Genomic DNA, 2,650 nt, shown 5'->3' on the forward strand with positions numbered 1-2,650 from the left:
GGCGGGCCCGACGACGGCCGGCCCTGCGGCGAGGTGCCGGTCGGCGCGTCAGGTGCCCAGGCGGTGCCGACAGCGTCGATCTGCTCCGGGGGCCAGAGTGGTTCGATATCCCGCTCCGGCACCGGCTGCTGGCCGGGTACGTGGACCCGGTCGGCGTTCTCGTCCACCACGGTTCCTCCCCATTCCTCCTGCCGAGGATAGGCCCATCAGCCGACCGGGCGGCTGCCGCGAAGGGGGGGTGGAGGTCAGGCCGTCCAGACCGCCCAGGCGCCCGGCTCGGTCCACCAGGAACGCTTGCGGCCCAGCTCGCCTTCGACCCCGTCGTCCAGGAACGGGACCTTCCCCTCCCGGGGGAGCACGGACACCGCCCGCCCCCGGGCCCGGCGTACCTCCAGCCGCACCCGCTTCCTGCCGAACGCCGAGCGGGTGACCACGGGCACGGCCACCGCCACCTCGACCAGCCCGTCCGTCGGGTCGGGGTTGCCGAGCAGCGTCACGTCGTCGAGCCGGGCGTACCCGCCGGCGTTGCCGATCGCGCAGGCCAGCAGCGGGTCGTCACCGTGGGAGAGGACGGCGTCGTCCACCTCCACCCGACCCCGCCAGTGCAGCGGCCGGCCGCGGTCGTCGGCGGCGCCGAGCAGCGCGCCGTCCAGGGTCACCGAGCCGCCGTCGTTGCGCAGCAGGTCGAGGCGGCGGACAGCGCCGTCGAGCACCGCGGCGGCCACCGCCGCCGGGTCGCGGGGCAGCCCCAGCTGCGCCGCCAGGTCGCGGTGGGGCGTGCTCCGGGCCGGATCGAGCGGGAGTACGCCGACCGGGGGCAGGTCCGGCACCGTCCGGTCGCGCGGCAGGTCGTCCGGGCGGCGGCTGGGCGGTGGGGCGTACCGCCGGACCAGCCGGCGCAGGACGGCGCGCAACTGCGCGTCACTGGCCGTGGCGACCACCAGCCGGGTCTTGGAATCCGGGTCGGGCCAGGTGAGGCCGTCGGGGCGGGGCGGACCGTCCAGCCGGGCCAGCACCTCGTCGATCTCCGCGTCGGACCGGGCGGTCACCGTCTCCACCCGGGCACCCCGTGCGGTGAGCGCATCCGCGCAGGCCAGCACCGGTACGCGCGGTGTCTCGCACCGTTCCTCGTTCTTCTCCGGCCCGTCGGTCGTGCCGCCGCAGCAGGCTCCGCCGCTGCCACAGCCCCCGCCGGGCGCGTCCCGGTCCGAGCCGAGGGTGAGCAGCACCACGTCGTACACGGGTAGGAGCCTCCTGCCTCTCGCCGCGACCCCTGCCGGCCGCGCCGTCACTACTTGTTAGCCTGACACCCCGGGCTCGCTGACCGGTCGCCACCTGGCACCCGAGCCTTCTGGAGGCGGAGAAGATGCCAGCGATCGTGCTCATCGGCGCTCAGTGGGGCGACGAGGGCAAGGGCAAGGTTACCGACCTGCTGGGTGGGCGGGTCGACTATGTCGTGCGCTACTCCGGCGGCAACAACGCCGGCCACACGGTCATCACGCCGGATGGCCAGAAGTACGCCCTGCACCTGATGCCGTCGGGGGCCCTGTCGCCGACCGCGATGATCGTCATCGGCAACGGTGTGGTGGTCGACCCCAAGGTGCTGCTCACCGAGATCGACGGGCTCGCCGAGCGGGGCGTCGACGTTTCCCGGCTGCGCATCTCCGGTGACGCGCACCTGATCATGCCGCACCACCGGGCGTTGGACCGGGTCGTCGAGCGCTACCTCGGTTCGTCCCGGATCGGCACCACCGGCCGGGGCATCGGCCCCGCGTACGGCGACAAGGTGGCCCGGATGGGCATCCGGCTGCAGGACCTGCTCGACCCGGGCATCCTGCGCAAGAAGCTGGAACTCGCGCTGCGCGAGAAGAACCAGATCCTGTTCAAGGTCTACAACCGCAAGGCGATCGACCTCGACGCCACCGTCGAGGAGTATCTCGGCTACGCGGAGCGGCTCAAGCCGTACATCGCGGAGACCCGGGGGATGCTCTGGGACGCGCTGGACCGCGGCGAGACGGTGCTGCTGGAGGGTGCCCAGGCCACCATGCTCGACATGGACCACGGCACCTACCCCTTCGTGACGTCGTCGAACCCGACGGCCGGCGGCGCCTGCGTCGGCGCGGGCATCCCGCCGACCGCGATCTCGAAGGTGATCGCGGTCAGCAAGGCGTACACGACCCGGGTCGGCTCCGGGCCGTTCCCGACGGAGCTGTTCGACGACAACGGCCAGCACCTGCGCAAGATCGGCCACGAGTACGGCACGACGACCGGGCGGGAACGCCGGTGCGGCTGGTTCGACGCGGTCGTCGCCCGGTACGCCTGCCGCCTCAACGGGGTCACCGACCTGGTCATCACCAAGCTGGACGTGCTCACCGGCCTGCCGAAGGTGCCGATCTGCGTCGGGTACGAGATCAACGGCGAGCGTGTCGACGACATGCCGATGAGCCAGACCGACTTCCACCACGCGAAGCCGATCTACGAGGAGTTCGACGGCTGGTGGGAGGACATCACCAAGGCCCGGACCGAGGACGAACTCCCCGAGAACGCGCGGCGTTACCTCACCCGCATCGAGGAACTCTGCGGCACGCGGGTCAGTGTGGTCGGCGTGGGCCCCGGCCGCGAGGAGAACGTCCTCCGCCACCCCCTCCTC

At 72.6% G+C, this 2,650-nt stretch carries 2 protein-coding genes; one reads left to right on the forward strand and one right to left on the reverse strand.

The genetic code is table 11. The annotated features are described in order from the left end of the window. Positions 1-245 precede the first annotated feature (245 nt). Positions 246-1,241, reverse strand: a complete 996-nt coding sequence (locus tag C1I99_RS31020) for a diacylglycerol kinase family protein (protein ID WP_111137693.1) — start codon at positions 1,239-1,241, stop codon at positions 246-248. 125 nt (positions 1,242-1,366) lie between these two features. On the opposite strand from C1I99_RS31020, the gene C1I99_RS31025 reads away from it, so the two are divergent. Further along, positions 1,367-2,650, forward strand: a 1,284-nt coding sequence (locus C1I99_RS31025; protein ID WP_111137694.1) for an adenylosuccinate synthase, incomplete at its 3' end; no start/stop codon positions are given.

The sequence above is a fragment of the Micromonospora deserti genome (assembly GCF_003236335.1).
Lineage (GTDB): Bacteria > Actinomycetota > Actinomycetes > Mycobacteriales > Micromonosporaceae > Micromonospora > Micromonospora deserti.